The sequence below is a fragment of the Sphingomonas sp. SP6 genome, from assembly GCF_058313435.1.
Map to the genome: position 1 here is coordinate 1103230 of NZ_JBZFLG010000001.1, position 15738 is coordinate 1118967.

18 protein-coding genes are annotated in these 15738 nt (G+C 70.2%); 8 read left to right on the forward strand and 10 right to left on the reverse strand.

Going from position 1 to position 15738, the window contains the following annotated elements:
- Window positions 1–2: 2 nt before the first annotated feature.
- Complete coding sequence (locus AC4GYY_RS05480; RefSeq protein ID WP_491119204.1) at window positions 3–458, reverse strand: hypothetical protein; 456 nt, start codon at window positions 456–458, stop codon at window positions 3–5.
- Between the two features lie 166 nt (window positions 459–624).
- Here AC4GYY_RS05480 and AC4GYY_RS05485 point away from each other — a divergent pair, with 166 nt between their 5' ends.
- The gene (locus tag AC4GYY_RS05485) at window positions 625–1116 is read left to right on the forward strand and encodes a TetR/AcrR family transcriptional regulator (RefSeq protein WP_491119205.1); all 492 of its coding nucleotides are present in this window, start codon (window positions 625–627) and stop codon (window positions 1114–1116) included.
- Here AC4GYY_RS05485 and AC4GYY_RS05490 read toward each other — a convergent pair.
- From AC4GYY_RS05490 to radA, 5 genes are read right to left on the reverse strand one after another with little or no spacing between them, the layout of a single operon-like run.
- Window positions 1113–1433: a DUF423 domain-containing protein gene (locus AC4GYY_RS05490; protein WP_491119309.1), complete on the reverse strand. Its 321-nt coding sequence runs from the start codon at window positions 1431–1433 to the stop codon at window positions 1113–1115. The genes AC4GYY_RS05485 and AC4GYY_RS05490 overlap by 4 nt on opposite strands.
- An 8-nt stretch (window positions 1434–1441) precedes the next feature.
- Window positions 1442–3199, reverse strand: a complete 1758-nt coding sequence (locus AC4GYY_RS05495) for a cation:proton antiporter domain-containing protein (RefSeq protein WP_491119206.1) — start codon at window positions 3197–3199, stop codon at window positions 1442–1444.
- Window positions 3192–3626: an iron-sulfur cluster assembly scaffold protein gene (locus AC4GYY_RS05500; protein ID WP_491119207.1), complete on the reverse strand. Its 435-nt coding sequence runs from the start codon at window positions 3624–3626 to the stop codon at window positions 3192–3194. The genes AC4GYY_RS05495 and AC4GYY_RS05500 overlap by 8 nt, the downstream gene beginning before the upstream one ends.
- Window positions 3627–3685: 59 nt before the next feature.
- Window positions 3686–4237 (reverse strand): CvpA family protein, encoded by a 552-nt coding sequence (locus AC4GYY_RS05505; protein WP_491119208.1) that lies wholly within the window; start codon window positions 4235–4237, stop codon window positions 3686–3688.
- A 10-nt stretch (window positions 4238–4247) separates the two neighbouring features.
- Entirely contained in the window at window positions 4248–5618 is a 1371-nt protein-coding gene (gene radA / locus AC4GYY_RS05510; protein ID WP_491119209.1) for a DNA repair protein RadA, read from the reverse strand.
- Window positions 5619–5702: 84 nt separating this feature from the next.
- On the opposite strand from radA, the gene AC4GYY_RS05515 reads away from it, so the two are divergent.
- The 4 genes from AC4GYY_RS05515 to AC4GYY_RS05530 all read left to right on the forward strand — a co-directional run bounded on the left by AC4GYY_RS05515 (window position 5703) and on the right by AC4GYY_RS05530 (window position 7829).
- Complete coding sequence (locus AC4GYY_RS05515; RefSeq protein WP_491119210.1) at window positions 5703–6134, forward strand: helix-turn-helix domain-containing protein; 432 nt, start codon at window positions 5703–5705, stop codon at window positions 6132–6134.
- Window positions 6135–6221: 87 nt separating this feature from the next.
- A complete protein-coding gene (locus tag AC4GYY_RS05520) occupies window positions 6222–6746 on the forward strand; it encodes a DUF4199 domain-containing protein (RefSeq protein WP_491119211.1) in 525 nt (174 codons plus the stop codon).
- 98 nt (window positions 6747–6844) lie between these two features.
- A complete protein-coding gene (locus AC4GYY_RS05525; protein ID WP_491119212.1) occupies window positions 6845–7288 on the forward strand; it encodes a PA2169 family four-helix-bundle protein in 444 nt (147 codons plus the stop codon).
- Between the two features lie 130 nt (window positions 7289–7418).
- On the forward strand, window positions 7419–7829 hold the full coding sequence (locus AC4GYY_RS05530; RefSeq protein WP_491119213.1) for a BLUF domain-containing protein: 411 nt from the start codon (window positions 7419–7421) through the stop codon (window positions 7827–7829).
- Here the strand turns inward: AC4GYY_RS05530 and alaS are convergent.
- Window positions 7826–10489 carry an alanine--tRNA ligase gene (gene alaS, locus AC4GYY_RS05535; RefSeq protein WP_491119214.1) on the reverse strand — a complete coding sequence of 888 codons (2664 nt, stop codon included), beginning with the start codon at window positions 10487–10489 and terminating at the stop codon, window positions 7826–7828. The genes AC4GYY_RS05530 and alaS overlap by 4 nt on opposite strands.
- A gap of 218 nt (window positions 10490–10707) precedes the next feature.
- On the opposite strand from alaS, the gene AC4GYY_RS05540 reads away from it, so the two are divergent.
- Entirely contained in the window at window positions 10708–10863 is a 156-nt protein-coding gene (locus AC4GYY_RS05540; RefSeq protein WP_491119215.1) for a hypothetical protein, read from the forward strand.
- Window positions 10860–11156 carry a type II toxin-antitoxin system RelE/ParE family toxin gene (locus tag AC4GYY_RS05545; RefSeq protein WP_491119216.1) on the forward strand — a complete coding sequence of 99 codons (297 nt, stop codon included), beginning with the start codon at window positions 10860–10862 and terminating at the stop codon, window positions 11154–11156. The genes AC4GYY_RS05540 and AC4GYY_RS05545 overlap by 4 nt, the downstream gene beginning before the upstream one ends.
- 3 nt (window positions 11157–11159) lie before the next feature.
- Here AC4GYY_RS05545 and AC4GYY_RS05550 read toward each other — a convergent pair whose 3' ends face one another.
- Complete coding sequence (locus AC4GYY_RS05550) at window positions 11160–12413, reverse strand: M24 family metallopeptidase (RefSeq protein WP_491119217.1); 1254 nt, start codon at window positions 12411–12413, stop codon at window positions 11160–11162.
- A 158-nt stretch (window positions 12414–12571) separates the two neighbouring features.
- Here AC4GYY_RS05550 and AC4GYY_RS05555 point away from each other — a divergent pair, with 158 nt between their 5' ends.
- Window positions 12572–13825, forward strand: coding sequence for a dicarboxylate/amino acid:cation symporter (locus tag AC4GYY_RS05555; RefSeq protein WP_491119218.1), 1254 nt, complete (start codon window positions 12572–12574; stop codon window positions 13823–13825).
- On the opposite strand, the gene AC4GYY_RS05560 is transcribed toward AC4GYY_RS05555, so the two are convergent.
- Both AC4GYY_RS05560 and AC4GYY_RS05565 read right to left on the reverse strand, forming a co-directional pair.
- On the reverse strand, window positions 13822–14523 hold the full coding sequence (locus AC4GYY_RS05560; protein WP_491119219.1) for a heparin lyase I family protein: 702 nt from the start codon (window positions 14521–14523) through the stop codon (window positions 13822–13824). The two genes, AC4GYY_RS05555 and AC4GYY_RS05560, sit on opposite strands and share 4 nt — an antisense overlap.
- On the reverse strand, window positions 14520–15659 hold the full coding sequence (locus AC4GYY_RS05565) for a glycosyltransferase (protein ID WP_491119220.1): 1140 nt from the start codon (window positions 15657–15659) through the stop codon (window positions 14520–14522). The genes AC4GYY_RS05560 and AC4GYY_RS05565 overlap by 4 nt, the downstream gene beginning before the upstream one ends.
- Window positions 15660–15738: the final 79 nt, after the last annotated feature.

The following is a 15738-nucleotide window of genomic DNA, read 5'->3' on the forward strand; positions in this document are numbered from 1 at the left end:
CCTTACCCGGCCGCCCGCGGTGCCCGACCCCGGGTCGCTTCGGTCGCCAGCACGCCGCCGCGCGCCAGGATCAGCAGGAAGGCGGCGAGCAGGACCGTGTTCGACACCGCGTTGAGCGCGAAGCCGGTCGCGACGGAGATCGCGCTGTCGATCGCGTACCATGCCCCGATCGCCAGCGCGACCCGCCGCCACAGCCGCCGCGCCGTGGCGCCGTCCAGACGGTCGGCGACGGAAGCAACCGCCAGCATGGTCAGCCCCCAGCCGAACGAGACCGCGCCCATCAGCGCCACCGAGAAGCGCAGCGCCGCGTCCATCCGGGGCTCCGCGCCGCCGAGCATCACGTAGAGCGCGCGCACGGGTCCGTCGGTCGCCGCGGACGCACCGCCGATCAGCACGGCGCCGAACACGGCCACGGCCCAGGACCAGGCCATCATCGCTTTGCGGGTCGATCCATCCATTCTATCCTCCTGCCGAAACTGTGTAGCGAGTGCTACATAACACGTTCTGTAGCGATCGCTACAAGAGTTTGCCTCGCAGGAGACGATCTTGGCGGACGAGTCGCTGACAGGGGATCCAATCCGCGGCGACAAGCGCGCGCGGCGACGGCGCGCCTTGCTGAGCGCGATGGCCGACCACCTGTTGGCGCGCGGGCTCGCCGGCGCGTCGCTGCGCGCGCTCGCCGAGGCGGCGGGGACCAGCGACCGGATGCTGCTCTATTACTTCGCGGACCGCGATGCGCTGCTGTCGGCACTGCTCGATCACGTCGCGGCGCAGCTGACGGCGATGCTGGATGGTCTCGACCAGGGCGGCGGCCGCTCCGACGACGCGCTGCTGGGGGAGCTCTGGGCGGAGGCGCGTACGCCCGCGGTCCTGCCCATCATGCTCCTGTTCATCGAACTCGCCGGGGCGGCGGGGCGGGGCGAGCAGCCCCACCGGCGGATCGCCGCCCGGATCGCACAAGGCTTTGCCGCCTGGGTCGCCGAACGGCTCGACGGCAACCCGGCGGATCGCGTCGCGCGTGCCTACCGGTTGCTGGCGACGCTCGACGGCCTGTTCCTGCTCCACGGCGCGGGGCTGGAGGTCGAGGCGAACGCGGCGGCCGGTTTCGGCGGCTAGCCCCTCATCCCCACCCACGCCAGCCACAGCCACCCCACGATCAGCAGCGCGCCGCCGATCGGGGTGATCGCGCCGAGCCAGCGCGGGAGGCCGAGCGCCATCAGGTACAGCGTCCCGGCGAAGATCGCCGCTCCGACCACGAACAGCCACGCCGGACCTCTCGCCTCCAGCCGCAGCGCGACCAGCGCGGCAACGGCGTGGATCAGCTGATACTGCCCGCCGGTCCGCAACCATTCCTGCGCTTGGCCCAGCGCGCCGTGCGCGCCGAACGCTCCCGCCGCTACCGCCAGCGCGCCCGACAGCGCCGCCAGGATCATCAACCCGTTCACGTGTCGGTCCCCCAGGGCTGCTGCTCCGCCACCATCGCGCGGGCGGCGCGGATGTCGCCGGCCTCGACCTGGATGCGCAGCCGCTCCTTGTCGCGGGCACGGTACATGCCTTCGGTCCGGTCGATCTCCTCTTCCGACGCGCCGAGGCTGCGCAGCGCCAACCGCGCCATCTTGACCGCCGACTCGAGCACCTCGCGCACGACATATTCCGCCGGGCCCGCCTTCAGCTTGATGAGCGAGCGGCGGTCGTAAGCGCGCACGTAGATGGAGGCGCGCGGGAAGGCTTCGTGGACGCCCTCCAGGATCTCGGGGGTGATCTGGTCGCCGTCGATGCAGAACAGGATCAGCTCGGCGTCCGCCGCCCCCGCCTGGCGGAGCATGTCGAGCCGGGTGCCGTCGCCGTAATAGACCTTAGCGCCGAACTCGCCCGCGATGTCGATCATCTCGACGTCGGTGTCGATCAGCGTCACCGGGATGTCGTTGGCGATCAGCATCTGCCCGACCGTCTGGCCGAACCGCCCATAGCCGACGATCAGCGCATTGGCTCCGTCCGCCTTCGGTCCGTCGCGCTCCTCGGTGACGATCGGCGCTTCGCGGAACTTGCGGGTGATCGACATGAGGAACGGCGTGGTCGCCATCGACAGCGTGACGACGGCGCCGAACAGGCTCGCCGCCTGCGGATCGATCAGATAGGCCGCGCGGGCCTGGGCGAACAGCACGAAACCGAACTCGCCGCCCTGCGAGAGCAGCAGCCCCAGCGCCAGCGCCCCGCGCCACCCCATCTTGAACAGCAGGCCGATCGCGAAGATCACCCCGGTCTTCGTCACGATCAGCGCCGCCGCCATGGCCAGCACGAAGAACGGCCGCTCGGCGATGGCGTGGAGATCGAGCAGCATCCCGATCGTCAGGAAGAACAGCCCGAGCAGGACCGAGCGGAACGGCTCGACATCGGCCTCCAGCTCGTGCCGGTACGGGCTGTCGGCCAGCATCACGCCCGCGACGAACGCGCCGAGCGCGGTCGACAGCCCCAGCGCCTGCATCAGCGCCGACGCGGCGATCACGGTGAACAGTCCGGCGAAGACGAACATCTCGCGCTCGCCCAGATTGCCGATCAGCCGGAACAGCGGCCGCAGCACGAAGCGCCCGGCCGCGATCAGCCCCGCGATCGCGGCGACGGTGTAGAGCACCAGCAGCCAGCCCGGCGGCCCGCCGGCGTCGGCCGGATTTCGGCTCAAGGCGGCGATGATCGTGATCAGCGGGATGATCGAGAGATCCTGGAACAGCAGGATCGAGAAGGCGCGCTCGCCGAACGGCGTCCGCAGCCGTCCCGCCGACTGGAGCAACGGCAGCACCTGCGCGGTCGAGGAGAGTGCCAGCGGCAGGCCCAGCGCGAGCGCGGCGGCGGGGGAGAAGCTCGCCAGATAGAGGATGGCGGTGATCGCGAGCCCGCACGTCACGACCTGGAGCAGTCCCGCGCCGAAGATGTCCTCCTTCAGCCGCCACAACCGCGACGGGTTGAGCTCCAGCCCGACGATGAACAGGAGCAGCGTGATCCCGAACTCGGCCAGCCCCATCTTGGATTCGGCGCCGCCGACCAGCCCGAGCAACTGCGGCCCGACGACCGCGCCCGCGACCAGATAGCCCAGCGTGGCGCCCAGGCCGAGCCGGCGGAAGATCAGCACGAAGACGAGCCCGGCACCGAGCAGGATCACCCCGTCGCGGAGCAGCGACGTCGTCTGCGCGACCTCATGCATCGGCGCGCGCCCTCGCCTGCTCCGCGGCCTCGGCAGCGGCCTCGAACGCGAGGCGGATCGAGGGATGCCGCGCCGTCTTTTCGAGCGCAGGGGTGAAGACGGCGAGGCCGGGCCAATCCGGCGCATCGCCCTCCCGCGCCAGCCAGGCGGAGAGCGCGTCACGAGCGGCGACGAGCTCCTGAGGCGTTCGACCAACGATGTTGGCGGCGAGCAGCGAGGACGACGCCTGGCCGAGCGCACAGGCGCGAACGAGCAGCCCGACTTCACCGACCGTCCCGTCCGGCGCGAGATTGACGTCGACCGTCACCCGGCTGCCGCAGATCGGCGATCGCCGCTCCGCGGTTCCTGCCGGATCGGCGAGCCGCGCATGATGCGGGATCGCGGTGGCGAGGCGAAGGATCTCGGCATTGTAGAGCGGTTCGGTCACGAAACGACCCTTAGCTGCCCGATCCGCCCGGCGCGACCCCTCGCCCGCTTGCCGGGTGACTAGCTGGCGTTGTCGGCAGCGGCTGCGTTGTCCGCGCTCCAGACCGGCTGGCCCTTGCGTCGGCGATCGAGGAAGTCGCTCACCCCGCGCGAGGTGGCATTGAGCAGCGGATAGGTGCGGCTCGCCTTCAGCCACTCTGGCCGACGCTGCGGGCCGCCGCGGATCACGTCGAGGACGAGCACCATGAGCAGGAAGGCGAGACTGGCGAGGATCAGCCCCTTCAGCGCGCCGAAGCCGAAGCCGAGCGCGCGATCGACGGGGCCGAGCACCGAGTTGCGGGTCCGTGCGCCCACCGCGTTGGCGATCAGCCGCCCGAGGAAATAGGTGACGCCGCCCAGCAGCGCGAGCGACAGCACCGCCGCACCCGAGGCGGTGCCGATCAGCGGCGTCAGCACCCGCGACAGCGGCAGGTGACCGACCTTGACCGCGAACACCACCGCCATCCAGGCGAACAGCGCGAGCACCTCATAGACGAACCCGCGCTTCAGCCCGAGCAGCGCCGCGCCGCCGACGAAGAGCAGGACCGAAATGTCGAGCGCGGTGAGGGTCATTCATCCGCCGCTAGCCGCGACCCAGCAGATGATCAACCAGCCGCCCGAGCGAGGCGAAGCCGGCGAGGCGAATGCCCTCGCCACCGACGACGCTTGCGGGCACCAGCGCGCGCTCGAACCCCAGCTTGCCGGCCTCCTTCAGGCGGAGCGGCGCATGGGCGACCGGGCGGACCTCGCCGGACAGCGCGACCTCGCCGAACGCCACCGCGTCGGCGGGAACCGGGCGCTCGGACAGTGCCGACACCAGCGCGGCCGCGACGGCGACGTCGGCCGCCGGATCCTGGATGCGGTAGCCGCCGGCGACGTTCAGATAGACTTCGGCCGAGGAGAAGGAGAGCCCGCACCGCGCCTCCAGCACCGCCAGGATCATCGCCAGCCGCCCCGCATCCCAGCCGACCACCGCGCGTCTGGGCGTCGCTCCGCTGGCGAGCCTCACCACCAGCGCCTGGATCTCGACGAGCACGGGGCGCGTGCCCTCCAGCGCCGGAAAGACCGTCGCCCCCGTGACGCTCTCGTCGCGGTGCGTGAGGAACAGCGCGGACGGATTGCCGACCTCGGCCAGCCCCTCGGCCTGCATCGCGAAGACGCCGATCTCGTCGGTGCCGCCGAAGCGGTTCTTGATCGCGCGCAGGATGCGGTATTGATGGCTGCGTTCGCCCTCGAAGGCGAGGACGGTGTCGACCATATGCTCCAGGACCCGCGGCCCCGCGATCGTCCCGTCCTTGGTGACGTGTCCCACCAGCACCACCGCGGTGCCGCGCTCCTTGGCGAAGCGGATCAGCTCCTGCGCGCTGGCGCGGACCTGGCTGACGGTTCCCGGCGCGCCCTCGATCAGATCCGAGTGCATCGTCTGGATCGAGTCGATCACCAGCAGCGCCGGCGCGCGACCCTGCGACAGGGTGGTGAGGATATCACGCACCGACGTCGCGGCGGCGAGTTGCACCGGCGCATCGCCCAGCCCCAGCCGCCGCGCGCGCAGGCGGACCTGATCCGCCGCCTCCTCGCCCGAGACATAGGCGACCGAATGCCCGGCCAGCGCCATCTTCGCCGCCGCCTGGAGCAGGAGGGTCGACTTGCCGATCCCCGGATCGCCGCCGATCAGCGTCGCCGATCCTTCCACGAACCCGCCGCCAAGCGCGCGGTCGAACTCGGCGATCCCGCTCGCCAGCCGCGCGGGCAGCGTCACCTCGGCGTCGAGCGAGACCAATTGGAACGCGCGCCCGCCGCCCTGGAGGTTGTGCTTGGCCTGGAACGGGGTGACGACGGCCGGCGCCTCCTCGACCAACGTGTTCCACTCGGAGCAGTCGGCGCACTGCCCTTGCCAGCGCGAGGACACCGATCCGCACGCCTGGCAGACGTAGCGCTTCTGGAGCTTTGCCATAAGCGGAAGGTAGCGCCGGACGGGAACAAAGGCAAAACGAATCGCGGGCTTCTAGTCGGACGCGGAGCCGGATAACGTCGCGCCATGCCCCGGCGCGCTCCCTTTCCCTGGCGCTCGATCGTCGCCTACGCCGCGGCGCTTGCATCGGGCACGGCGCTGCTCGAGTGGATCGACTATCACCGCATGATCCGCAGCGGCCCCGCCGGGCTCTACACCGCGATCCTCGCCACGCTGTTTCTCGCGCTCGGCGCCGCGCTCGGCGCCCGGCTCGTCCGCCGCGCGCCCGCATCGCCGACGCCCGATCCGGCCAGGCAGGCCGCGCTCGGGATCACCCCGCGCGAGCTGGAGGTGCTCCACGCCATTGCCGACGGTCTGTCGACCAAGGAGATCGCACGCCGGCTCGCGATCTCGCCCAACACGGTCAAGACCCACTCGGCGCGCCTGTTCGAGAAGCTCGCCGCCGCGCGCCGGACCGAGGCGATCGCCCGTGCGCGGTCGCTCGGCCTCCTCCGTTAGGGTGGGATCGCCCGGATCACCCATCCGGGTGATTGCCTCCACCGCCGTCCACCGCGCTGATCGACGCGGCACCACAAGGAGGATCCGATGCTCAGAACCATCATCACCTACGGCCTGATCGGCGGCGCGATCGCGGGCGGAGTCAGCTTCGCGACCTTCACGCTGCTGCCCGGTCATCTCCCGACCGCGCTCGGCATGGCGCTGGGCTACACCACGATGCTCGTCGCGCTCTCGACCATCGTCCTGGCGGTCAAGCGATACCGCGACGAGACGCTCGGCGGACGGATCGGCTTCTGGCCGGCACTGGCGATCGGCGCGGGGATCACCCTGATCGCCGCGGTCATGTATGCGCTCGGCTGGGAGGCGGCGCTTTTGGTGAATGGCGGACCGGACGCCTTCATCGACGGCTATCTCGCGCAGCGCCGCGCCGAAATCCGTGACCCTGCCGCGCTCGCCGACGAACTCCGCCAGATGGCGGCGATGCGCGCGAGCTATCGCAACCCGCTGTTCCGCATCCCCATGACCATGACCGAGATCCTGCCGGTGGGCGCGCTCGTCGCGCTTGTGACCGCGGGTCTGCTCCGAAATCCACGGATCCTGCCGGCACGATGAGCAAGGAATCGTGCCTAACGCTTTGTTAGGGCTGAATTCTGGCAACCGGCTCGCGTCCCCGGAGGTTGACCCTCGTATTCTGCGAAAGGGATATCCTCATGGCCCATGCCGCCTCCAAGCTCGACGACCTGATCACGACCACGATCGACAGCATCAAGGGCTATGAACAGGCCGCGGAGCATGCCGAGGCGGCGGGCTGGGCCGATACGCTTCGCACGATGGCGACGGATCGCCGTGCGATCGTGGCGATGCTCCAGGCGGAGAGCCGTCGGCTCGGCGGCACGCCCAACGACTTCGGCTCGGTCGCGGGCGATTTTCACCGGCGCTGGGAGGACGTCCGTCACGCCTTCGACGGCGGCGACGCGGCGATCGCCAAGGAGGTCGACCGCGGCGAGGCCTACCTCCAGGAGGAGTTCGATCGCGTGCTGAACGACGAAAAGATGCCGGCGGAGACGCTCGAGACCGTCCGTCGCGCTTACGCCTCCGTCGTCCAGGGCCGCGAGCAGGCGCAGCGGATGCAGGGGGTTGCCAAGGCCGCGTGATCGCCGGCCCGGCGTGGCCATTCGGCCGGGCGAGCCTCGCAAGTCCTTGCTCGCCCGGCGAAAAGGTCGGCTCGTTAACCCTAATTTCGGAAGGGCCTTGCGATCGCGCGCCCGGGTGAAAGGAACGGTGATGCAGCGCCTCATCTACATCAGCACCGCGCGGCAGGTGATCGCGACGGGGGAATTGGACCGCATCCTGACGATCTCGCGTCGGAACAACGCCGCCGTCGAGGTGACGGGGCTGCTCGTCGTCGGCGGCCGGCGGTTCCTCCAGGCGCTCGAAGGTCCGGTCGAGGCAGTCGAGGCGACCTTCCAGCGAATCGGCCGCGACCCCCGACATTTCGCGGTCGTGACGCTGCGGCGGGAGACGATCGCGACACGCGCGTTTCCCGACTGGACCATGGGCTACCAGCGTGTCGACGCCGCTCCGGCGTCGGGCGCCGACCTGCCCGCGATCGTCGACGCGCTGACGTCCGACATCGCCGACCCCGCGGTCCGCGCCTATTTCAGCGGCTTCGCACAGGTGAACGCCGCCGCCTAAGCCGCCTGGCGGCTCTCCTCGAGCGCGGCGCGAACGGCGGCGAGCGCGTCGGCCGCCTTCGCGCCGTCGGGACCACCCCCCTGCGCCATGTCGGGTCGGCCGCCCCCGCCCTGCCCGCCGAGCGCCGCGACCGCGCGCTTGACCAGCTCGACCGCGTTGAAGTCGGCGACGAGATCGTCGGTGACGCCGACCGCGACCGTCGCGCGGCCCTCGTTCACCGCGACCAGCACCGCGACGCCCGAGTCGAGCCGCTTCTTCGCCTCGTCGACCGCGCCGCGCAGGCCCTTGGCGTCGAACCCGTCGAGCACGCGGCCCTCGAAGGCGACGCCGGCGACCGTCTCCGGGCCGGCCGGAGCCGCCCCCGCGCCGCCGCCGAGCGCCAGCGCCTTCTTCGCCTCGGCCAGCTCGCGTTCGAGGCGGCGGCGCTCCTCGACCAGCGCGGCGACGCGGGCGGGCACCTCGTCGGGCGTGGACCGCAGCACGGCCGCAGCCTCGCGCAGCTTCTCGTCGCGCGCGTTGAGGTAGGCGCGCGCCGCCTCGCCGGTCAGCGCCTCCACCCGGCGGATGCCCGAGGACACCGCACCCTCGCCGACGACCTTGAACACGCCGATGTCGCCGAGCGCATTCACATGCGTCCCGCCGCACAGCTCCATCGAATAGGTCTCACCGCCGTCTTCCGAACCCATCGAGACGACACGGACCTCGTCGCCGTACTTCTCGCCGAACAGCGCCATCGCGCCGGTGGCGATCGCGTCCTCGGGGGTCATCAGCCGGGTCGTCACCGCGCCGTTGCGACGGATCTGGGCGTTGACCGCGCGCTCGGCGTCGGCGAGTTCGGCAGATGTCATCGCGGTCGGGTGGCTCACGTCGAAGCGGAGCCGATCGGGCGCGACCAGCGAGCCCTTCTGCGCGACATGCGTGCCGAGCCGCTGGCGCAGCGCCTCGTGGAGCAGGTGGGTGGCCGAGTGATTGGCGCGGATCGCGGCGCGGCGGGCCGTGTCGATCGCGAGCCTGACCGGATCGCCGACCTTCAGCTCGCCGTTGCGGATCGTCGCATGGTGGACCCAGAGCTTGCCGAGCTGCTTCGACGTGTCCGAAACATCCGCTTGCAGGCCATTGTCGTTGCTGAGCTTTCCCGCATCGCCGACCTGCCCGCCACTCTCGGCGTAGAAGGGCGACTGGTTGACGATCACGTCGACCTGCTCGCCTTCGCCCGCGCGTTCGATCCTCGCGCCGTCCTTGACCAGCGCAAGGACGACGCCCTCACCCACCTCGTTGGCGTAGCCGGTGAACTCGGTCCCGCCGACTTCCTCGACCAGATCGAACCAGAGGTCGTCGGACGCCTTCGCGCCCGAGCCCTTCCAGGCGGCACGGGCGGCGCGCTTCTGCTCGGCCATCGCGGTGTCGAAGCCGGCGCGGTCGACGGTCAGGTTGCGCTCGCGGAGCGCATCCTCGGTCAGGTCGTAGGGGAAGCCGTAGGTGTCGTAGAGCTTGAACGCGGTCTCGCCCGGCAGGACGCCGCCCGCGGCCATCGACCCGGTCGCCTCGTCGAGCAGCTTCAAACCGCGATCGAGCGTGCGGCGGAACTGTGTCTCTTCCTGCGCCAGCGTCGCCTCGATCAGCGGCTGGGCGCGGACCAGCTCCGGGTAGGCCGCGCCCATCTCGGCGACCAGCGCGGGGACGAGCCGGTGCATCAGCGGCTCTTTGCTGCCCAGCAGATGCGCGTGGCGCATCGCTCGGCGCATGATCCGGCGCAGCACGTAGCCGCGGCCCTCGTTGGCCGGCAGCACGCCGTCCGCAACGAGGAAGCCCGAGGTCCGCAGGTGATCGGCGATGACGCGGTGGCTCGCCTGATTGTCGCCGGTGGTCGCGGTATGGGTCAGCGCGCCCGAGGCGGCGATCAGCGCCTTGAAGGTGTCGGTGTCGTAATTGTCGGTGACGCCCTGCATCACCGCGGCGACCCGCTCCAGCCCCATGCCGGTGTCGATCGAGGGGCGCGGCAGATCGCCGACGATGATATCCGCCTCCTGCACGAACTGCATGAAGACGAGGTTCCAGATCTCGACGAAGCGGTCGCCGTCCTCGTCCGGGCTGCCGGGAGGACCACCGGGGATGTGGTCGCCGTGGTCGTAGAAGATCTCCGAACACGGCCCGCACGGCCCGTCCGAGCCCATCGCCCAGAAATTGTCCTTGGTCGGGATGCGGATGATGCGGTGATCGGGGAGGCCCGCGATCTTCTTCCACAGGTCGAACGCCTGGTCGTCGGTGTGATAGACGGTGGCGGTCAGCTTCTCGGGCGGGAGACCCCATTCCTTGGTCAGGAGCGTCCAGGCGTGGGTGATCGCCCTCTCCTTGAAGTAGTCGCCGAAGCTGAAATTGCCGAGCATCTCGAAGAAAGTATGGTGACGCGCGGTGTAGCCGACATTGTCGAGATCGTTGTGCTTGCCGCCGGCGCGGACGCATTTCTGCGAAGAGGTGGCCGTGCTGTACGGCCGCGTCTCCAGCCCGGTGAAGAGGTTCTTGAACGGCACCATCCCCGCATTCACGAACATCAGCGTCGGATCGTTCTGCGGTACCAATGGCGCGGAGGGCACGACCTGGTGCCCGGCGGAGGCGAAATAATCGAGGAAGCTGCGGCGGAGGTCGTTGGTCGAGGTCATGGGCGGGGCTTAATCGGCTGTGGGCGGCGTGACTAGCGGGCTCGCGCGTCCCGGCTTCGGGGGCGACACTGCCGCCAAACCGGGATAAACGATGTAGCGGAGGTACGATCATGATCCGTGTCGAACTGGGCGAGACGCTCGAGCGCTATGTCGATAGCCTCGTCGAAGCCGGCCGGTACCCTTCCAAGGTCGCGGTCCTGAAGTAAGCCGTTCGGCTCGTGAAGGAACGTGAGCGCCGGCTTGCCGGCCTCGATGAGGCGATCGCCGCGGGGCTCGCTTCGATGAAGGCGGGGAACATGATCGACGCCGACGAGGTCTTCGACGAGTTGGAAGCGAGGTATAGCGATCCGCAACCGGAGAGCGACGCAGCGTGATCGTCCGATTCTCGCCGGAGGCTCGGGAAGATCTGCGGGCGATCGGCGACGACATCGGACAGGCCGATCGAAGGCGGGCGCGGACGTTCGTCGGTGAGATCCGCCAGCGTTGTATGAAGCTCACGACCTTCCCGCGCCGTTTCCCTCTCGTTCCCCGCTATGAGAGCACCGGCGTTCGGCACCTCGTCCACGGCAACTACCTCGTCTTCTACCCGGTCGAGGAGAAGATGGTGGGCATTCTTCGCGTCCTCAACGGCGCGCAGGACTACGAAGCGATCCTGTTCCCCAACTGACCGCTAAACCGGCGTATCCAGCGACACCGGCGGCGTGCTGAACCACTTCGGCCCGGTCGCGGTCATGTGGAAGCAGTCCTCCAGCCGCACGCCGAACTTGCCCGGCAGGTAGATGCCCGGCTCGTCCGAGAAGCACATCCCCGGCGCGAGCGGCGTCGCCTCGCCGCGGACAAGGTTGACCGGCTCGTGCCCGTCTAGGCCGATACCGTGGCCGGTGCGGTGCGAGAGGCCGGGGAGCTTGTAGCCAGGGCCGTAGCCGAGGCGTTCGTAGAGCGCGCGCACCGCATCGTCGACCGCGCCCGCCGCCGTCCCCGGCTGCGCGACGCGGAAGGCGAGCGCCTGGCCGGCGGCGACCTGTTCCCAGACGGTGCGCTGCTCCTTCGACGCCGCGCCATGGACCCAGGTCCGCGACACGTCGGACTGGTAGCCCGACACCGTGCAGCCGCAGTCCATCAGCACGACCTGCCCGTCGGCGACTCGGGTCACCTCGCGGCTGCCGTGCGGATAGGCGCTCGCCTCACCGATCAGCGCCATCGAGAACTCGGGCGCGCCGCCGAGCTTGCGGGTCGCGGCATCCATCAGCGCGCCGATCTGCGCGCCGGTCATCCCCGCCTCGACGCGCGGCTTCGTCCAGCGATAGGCGGCGATGGTGACGTCGGTCGCGGCCTGCATCAGCGCGATCTCAGGCGCGGACTTGATCATCCGGCAGCCGCGCACGACCGGGTTGGCCGAGACCAGCCGGACGGACGGCAGCGTCCGGCGGAGCCCGTCGAAGGCGAAGAAGCGCGCGGTCTCCTCCACCCCGATCGCGCCGGTGAGCCGCCGGTCCTTGAGGAAGCCCGCGATCGTCGCGAAGGGATCGCCGTCCTCCTGCCACACACGGACGTCGGCGGGGACGGCCAGCGTCTGCCGGACCGAGGGCTCCTCGAAGAACGGCGTGACGATGCAGGGCGTCCCCTCGACGGGGATCACCGCCGCGGTGAGCCGCTCGGAGCGCCACCATTCGACCCCGGTGAAGTAGACGAGGCTCGAGCCGGGCTCGACCAGCACCGCGGCGATGCCGTTCGCGCGCATCAGCCCCTGCGCGCGGGCGAGGCGGGCGGCGCGTTCCTCCTTGGTGATGAGCGGGACGCCGCTGGTGATGTCGCGCAGCGCGGAGAGATCGGGCTCGGCGGCGCGGAGGACGGCGGAGGTCGCCAGCGGCGCGAGTGCGGCGGCGGCGAGGAGGGTGCGGCGGGAAGGTCGAAATGCGCTCATACGTCACCCCGGATGCTTCGATAAACTCAGCAGAGCCTTGTTCCGGGGTCCACGGTTCCGCATACCCCGACGCTCTCGGCTTTGCTGCACGGTGGACCCCGGCACAAGGCCGGGGTGACGGATGGGGCGCTCCCTTCCGCTGACCACCGGGAGCCCCAATGGCCAAGCGCCTGACCACCTACATCCTGATTGGCCTCGTCCTCGGGCTGATCGTCGGGCTCTCGCTCAACCTCTCGCTCGACGCTGGCACGCCCGAGAGTGCGGCGCGACTGAAGGAGATCGCGGGCTATTTCGAGATCCTGGTCGCGCTGTTCCTGCGCCTCATCAAGATGATCATCGCGCCTTTGGTGTTCGGGACGCTGGTCTCCGGGATCGCGCAGATGGGGGATACCAAGGCGCTCGGCCGGATCGGCGGGCGCGCGCTGGCGTGGTTCGTCACCGCGAGCCTGGTATCGCTCAGCCTCGGGCTGATCGCGGTCAACCTGTTCCAGCCCGGCGTCGGGGTGAACCTGCCCGCGGCGACCGCGACGGCGGGGATCGAGACGGCGGCGTTCAACCTCAAGGACTTCATCACTCACATCGTCCCCGCCTCGATGATCGACGCGATGGCGAAGAACGAGGTGCTCCAGATCGTCGTGCTGTCGGTGTTCGTCGGCGTCGCGATCACCGCGGTCGGCGAGGCGGCGCAGCCGCTGGTCCGCGCGGTCGACGCCTTGGTTCACGTGATGCTCAAGATCACCGACTATGTGATGCGAGTCGCGCCGCTGGCGGTGTTCGGCGCGGTCGCGGGGACGCTGACCGCGCAGGGGCCGCGGGTGATCGGTCAGCTCGCCTATTTCATGGGCAGCTTCTACCTGACGATGCTGACCTTCTGGGTGCTGCTGCTCGCGGTCGGCGCGCTGCTGATCGGCGGGCGGATCCGGCTGCTGATCCACCATATCCGCGAGCCGCTGCTCGTCGCCTTCTCGACCGCCTCGTCGGAGGCCGCCTATCCGCGGATGCTCGAGGCGCTGGACCGCTTCGGGGTGCCGCCGCGGATCGCCAGCTTCGTGCTGCCGCTCGGCTATTCGTTCAATCTCGACGGGTCGATGCTCTACATGGGCTTTGCCTCGCTGTTCATCGCGCAGGCGTATGGCATCCACCTCGACCTCGGCACGCAGATCACGATGCTCTTGGTGCTGATGGTGACCTCCAAGGGAATCGCCGGGGTGCCGCGCGCGTCGCTGGTGGTGATCGCGGCGACGCTGCCGATGTTCGGCATCCCCGAGGGGGGGCTGGTGCTGGTGCTGGCGGTCGACCATTTCCTCGATATGGGGCGCACCGCGACCAACGTCGTCGGCAATGCGGTGGCGAGCGCGGTGGTGGCGAAATGGGAAGGCGGGTTCGATCCGCCCGAGCCGGCGGTCGACTAGCGGACGCTCACCGCGACATCGTCGAGGTAGAGCGTCGCCAGGGTCGGGTTCGAATTGGCGGTGATCCCGATCTGGACCCGGTCGGCGTGATTCGAACCGGGCAGCAGCGTGTCGCCATGTCCGGTCAGCACGGTTCGCCCATCGAGCGTCACCTGCGCCGCGCCGTCCGCCGCGCCGAAGCGCACCGTCAGCCCGACGCGGTACCAGCGGTCGTTCGCGAGCTGCGGCGCGGCATCGTCGAACCAGGCCTTGGCGATCCCGATCTTCGAGCGGTCGATCCTGAGCCGCCCGCGGCGCAGGTAGAGCCGGATGCCGGGATTGCCCCCCTCCCCGCAGGTCGCGCATTCCAGGTCGACGAGCTGGAGCGAGTTGGGCGCGGTGGCGGCGGGGACGTAGAGGTCGAAGCCGACCCGCACCGTCTCGCCCGCGCGCATTGCGGGCGTGCGTGCGATCAGCGCCGCCTTGGTGACCCTCGCCCCCTTCGGCTCGGCGCGCGCGCGCAGCGCCTGTCCCGAGCGGCCCGGTGCGCGGACGGTGTCGACGGAGCCGCGTTCCTGCTGCCGGAGCGCCCAGCCGCGACCGATCCCGTGTTCGAAATCGTCGGAAACGGCGTAAGGCTGGCCCCCGCCCGACACCCCGCCGACCAGCGCCAGCGTCCCGGCGGCGGTGAGCGCGAACAGCGCGACTTCGCGGATCATGCGGCGGCGTCCTTCTGAGGCGTCCATTGTGCGAAGCGGGTCCCGCGCGCGAACAGCACCGCGCCCCAGGCGAGCCCGGCAAGGTGAAGCGCGGCGCCGAACACCGGCGACAAGGCGCGCGGCAGCCGCTCGGGTGCGACCGCGCCGACCGCACCGACCAGCGCCAGCGCGCTCAGCCCGGCGAAGACGCAGCCCCAGGCGATGGCGCCGTCCGCCGCGAGCAGTCCCGCGAGCACCCACAGCGGCGGCAGCGCCAGCGGAGCGAGTCGGCGCGTAACCTTGTGGAGCACCAGCGCGACGGCATACCAGCCGGTCCGCGCCGGGTTCATCAGCGCCCGCCTGGACCAGAGCGCCGTCAGCCCGCGTACGGTAATGCGGATGCGGCGGCGGAAGGTCTTTCCTCCGGCGGCGATCGCATGTTCCCAGGCCCGCGCTTCGCCCGCGAAGGCGATGCGGGATCCGGCGGCGACGGCGGCGGTGGAGATGAAGAAATCGTCGGTGACGTCGGGCGGAACGCGCGGCATCAGCTTGGCCCGGATCGCGTAGAGGCCCCCGTCGGCGGAGACGCAGCCGAACAGCTCGCTCTCCGCCTGGCGCACGTTCGATTCATATGCGCGGAACAGCCGGTCGAACCCGGCGAGCCGCGTTCGCGAGCGGATCGTCTCGACCCGACCCGCGACCGCGCCGACGCGCGGATCGGCGAAGGGCGCGAGGAGATTGGGCAGCGTGTCCGCGTCGAACAGCGGATCGGCGTCGGTCATCACCAGCACGGCTTCCGGATCGCTGAGCGCGACTCGCGGTGCGACGCGGTTGAGCGCCGCCGCCTTGCCGCCGCGCGCGAGCCGGTGAAGCTCGACCTCGCGAAAGTCGGCCACCACCGCCGCGGTGTCGTCGGTCGAACCGTCGTCGGCGACGATCACCCGGGCGTGCCCTTGCGTCGCCGCGAGGACCGATCGAAGCTTCGCGCCGATCCGCGGCCCCTCGTTGTGCGCGCAGATCAGGATCGCGACGGAGAGATCGACTGGACCCGTGCCGACCGGGCGGCCCCACAGTTTCGCCGCGCCGAGGAGGAGGATCGGGTAGCCGACATACGCGACCAGCGGCAGCGCGATCAGGATCTGGGCGAGGGTCTGCACGGCGCCGCCCTACGGAGCTAAAGGTATACGGGACGTTGCATTTTCGCCCCTCCCCGTCGAAGGCGATGGAGGCGCGATA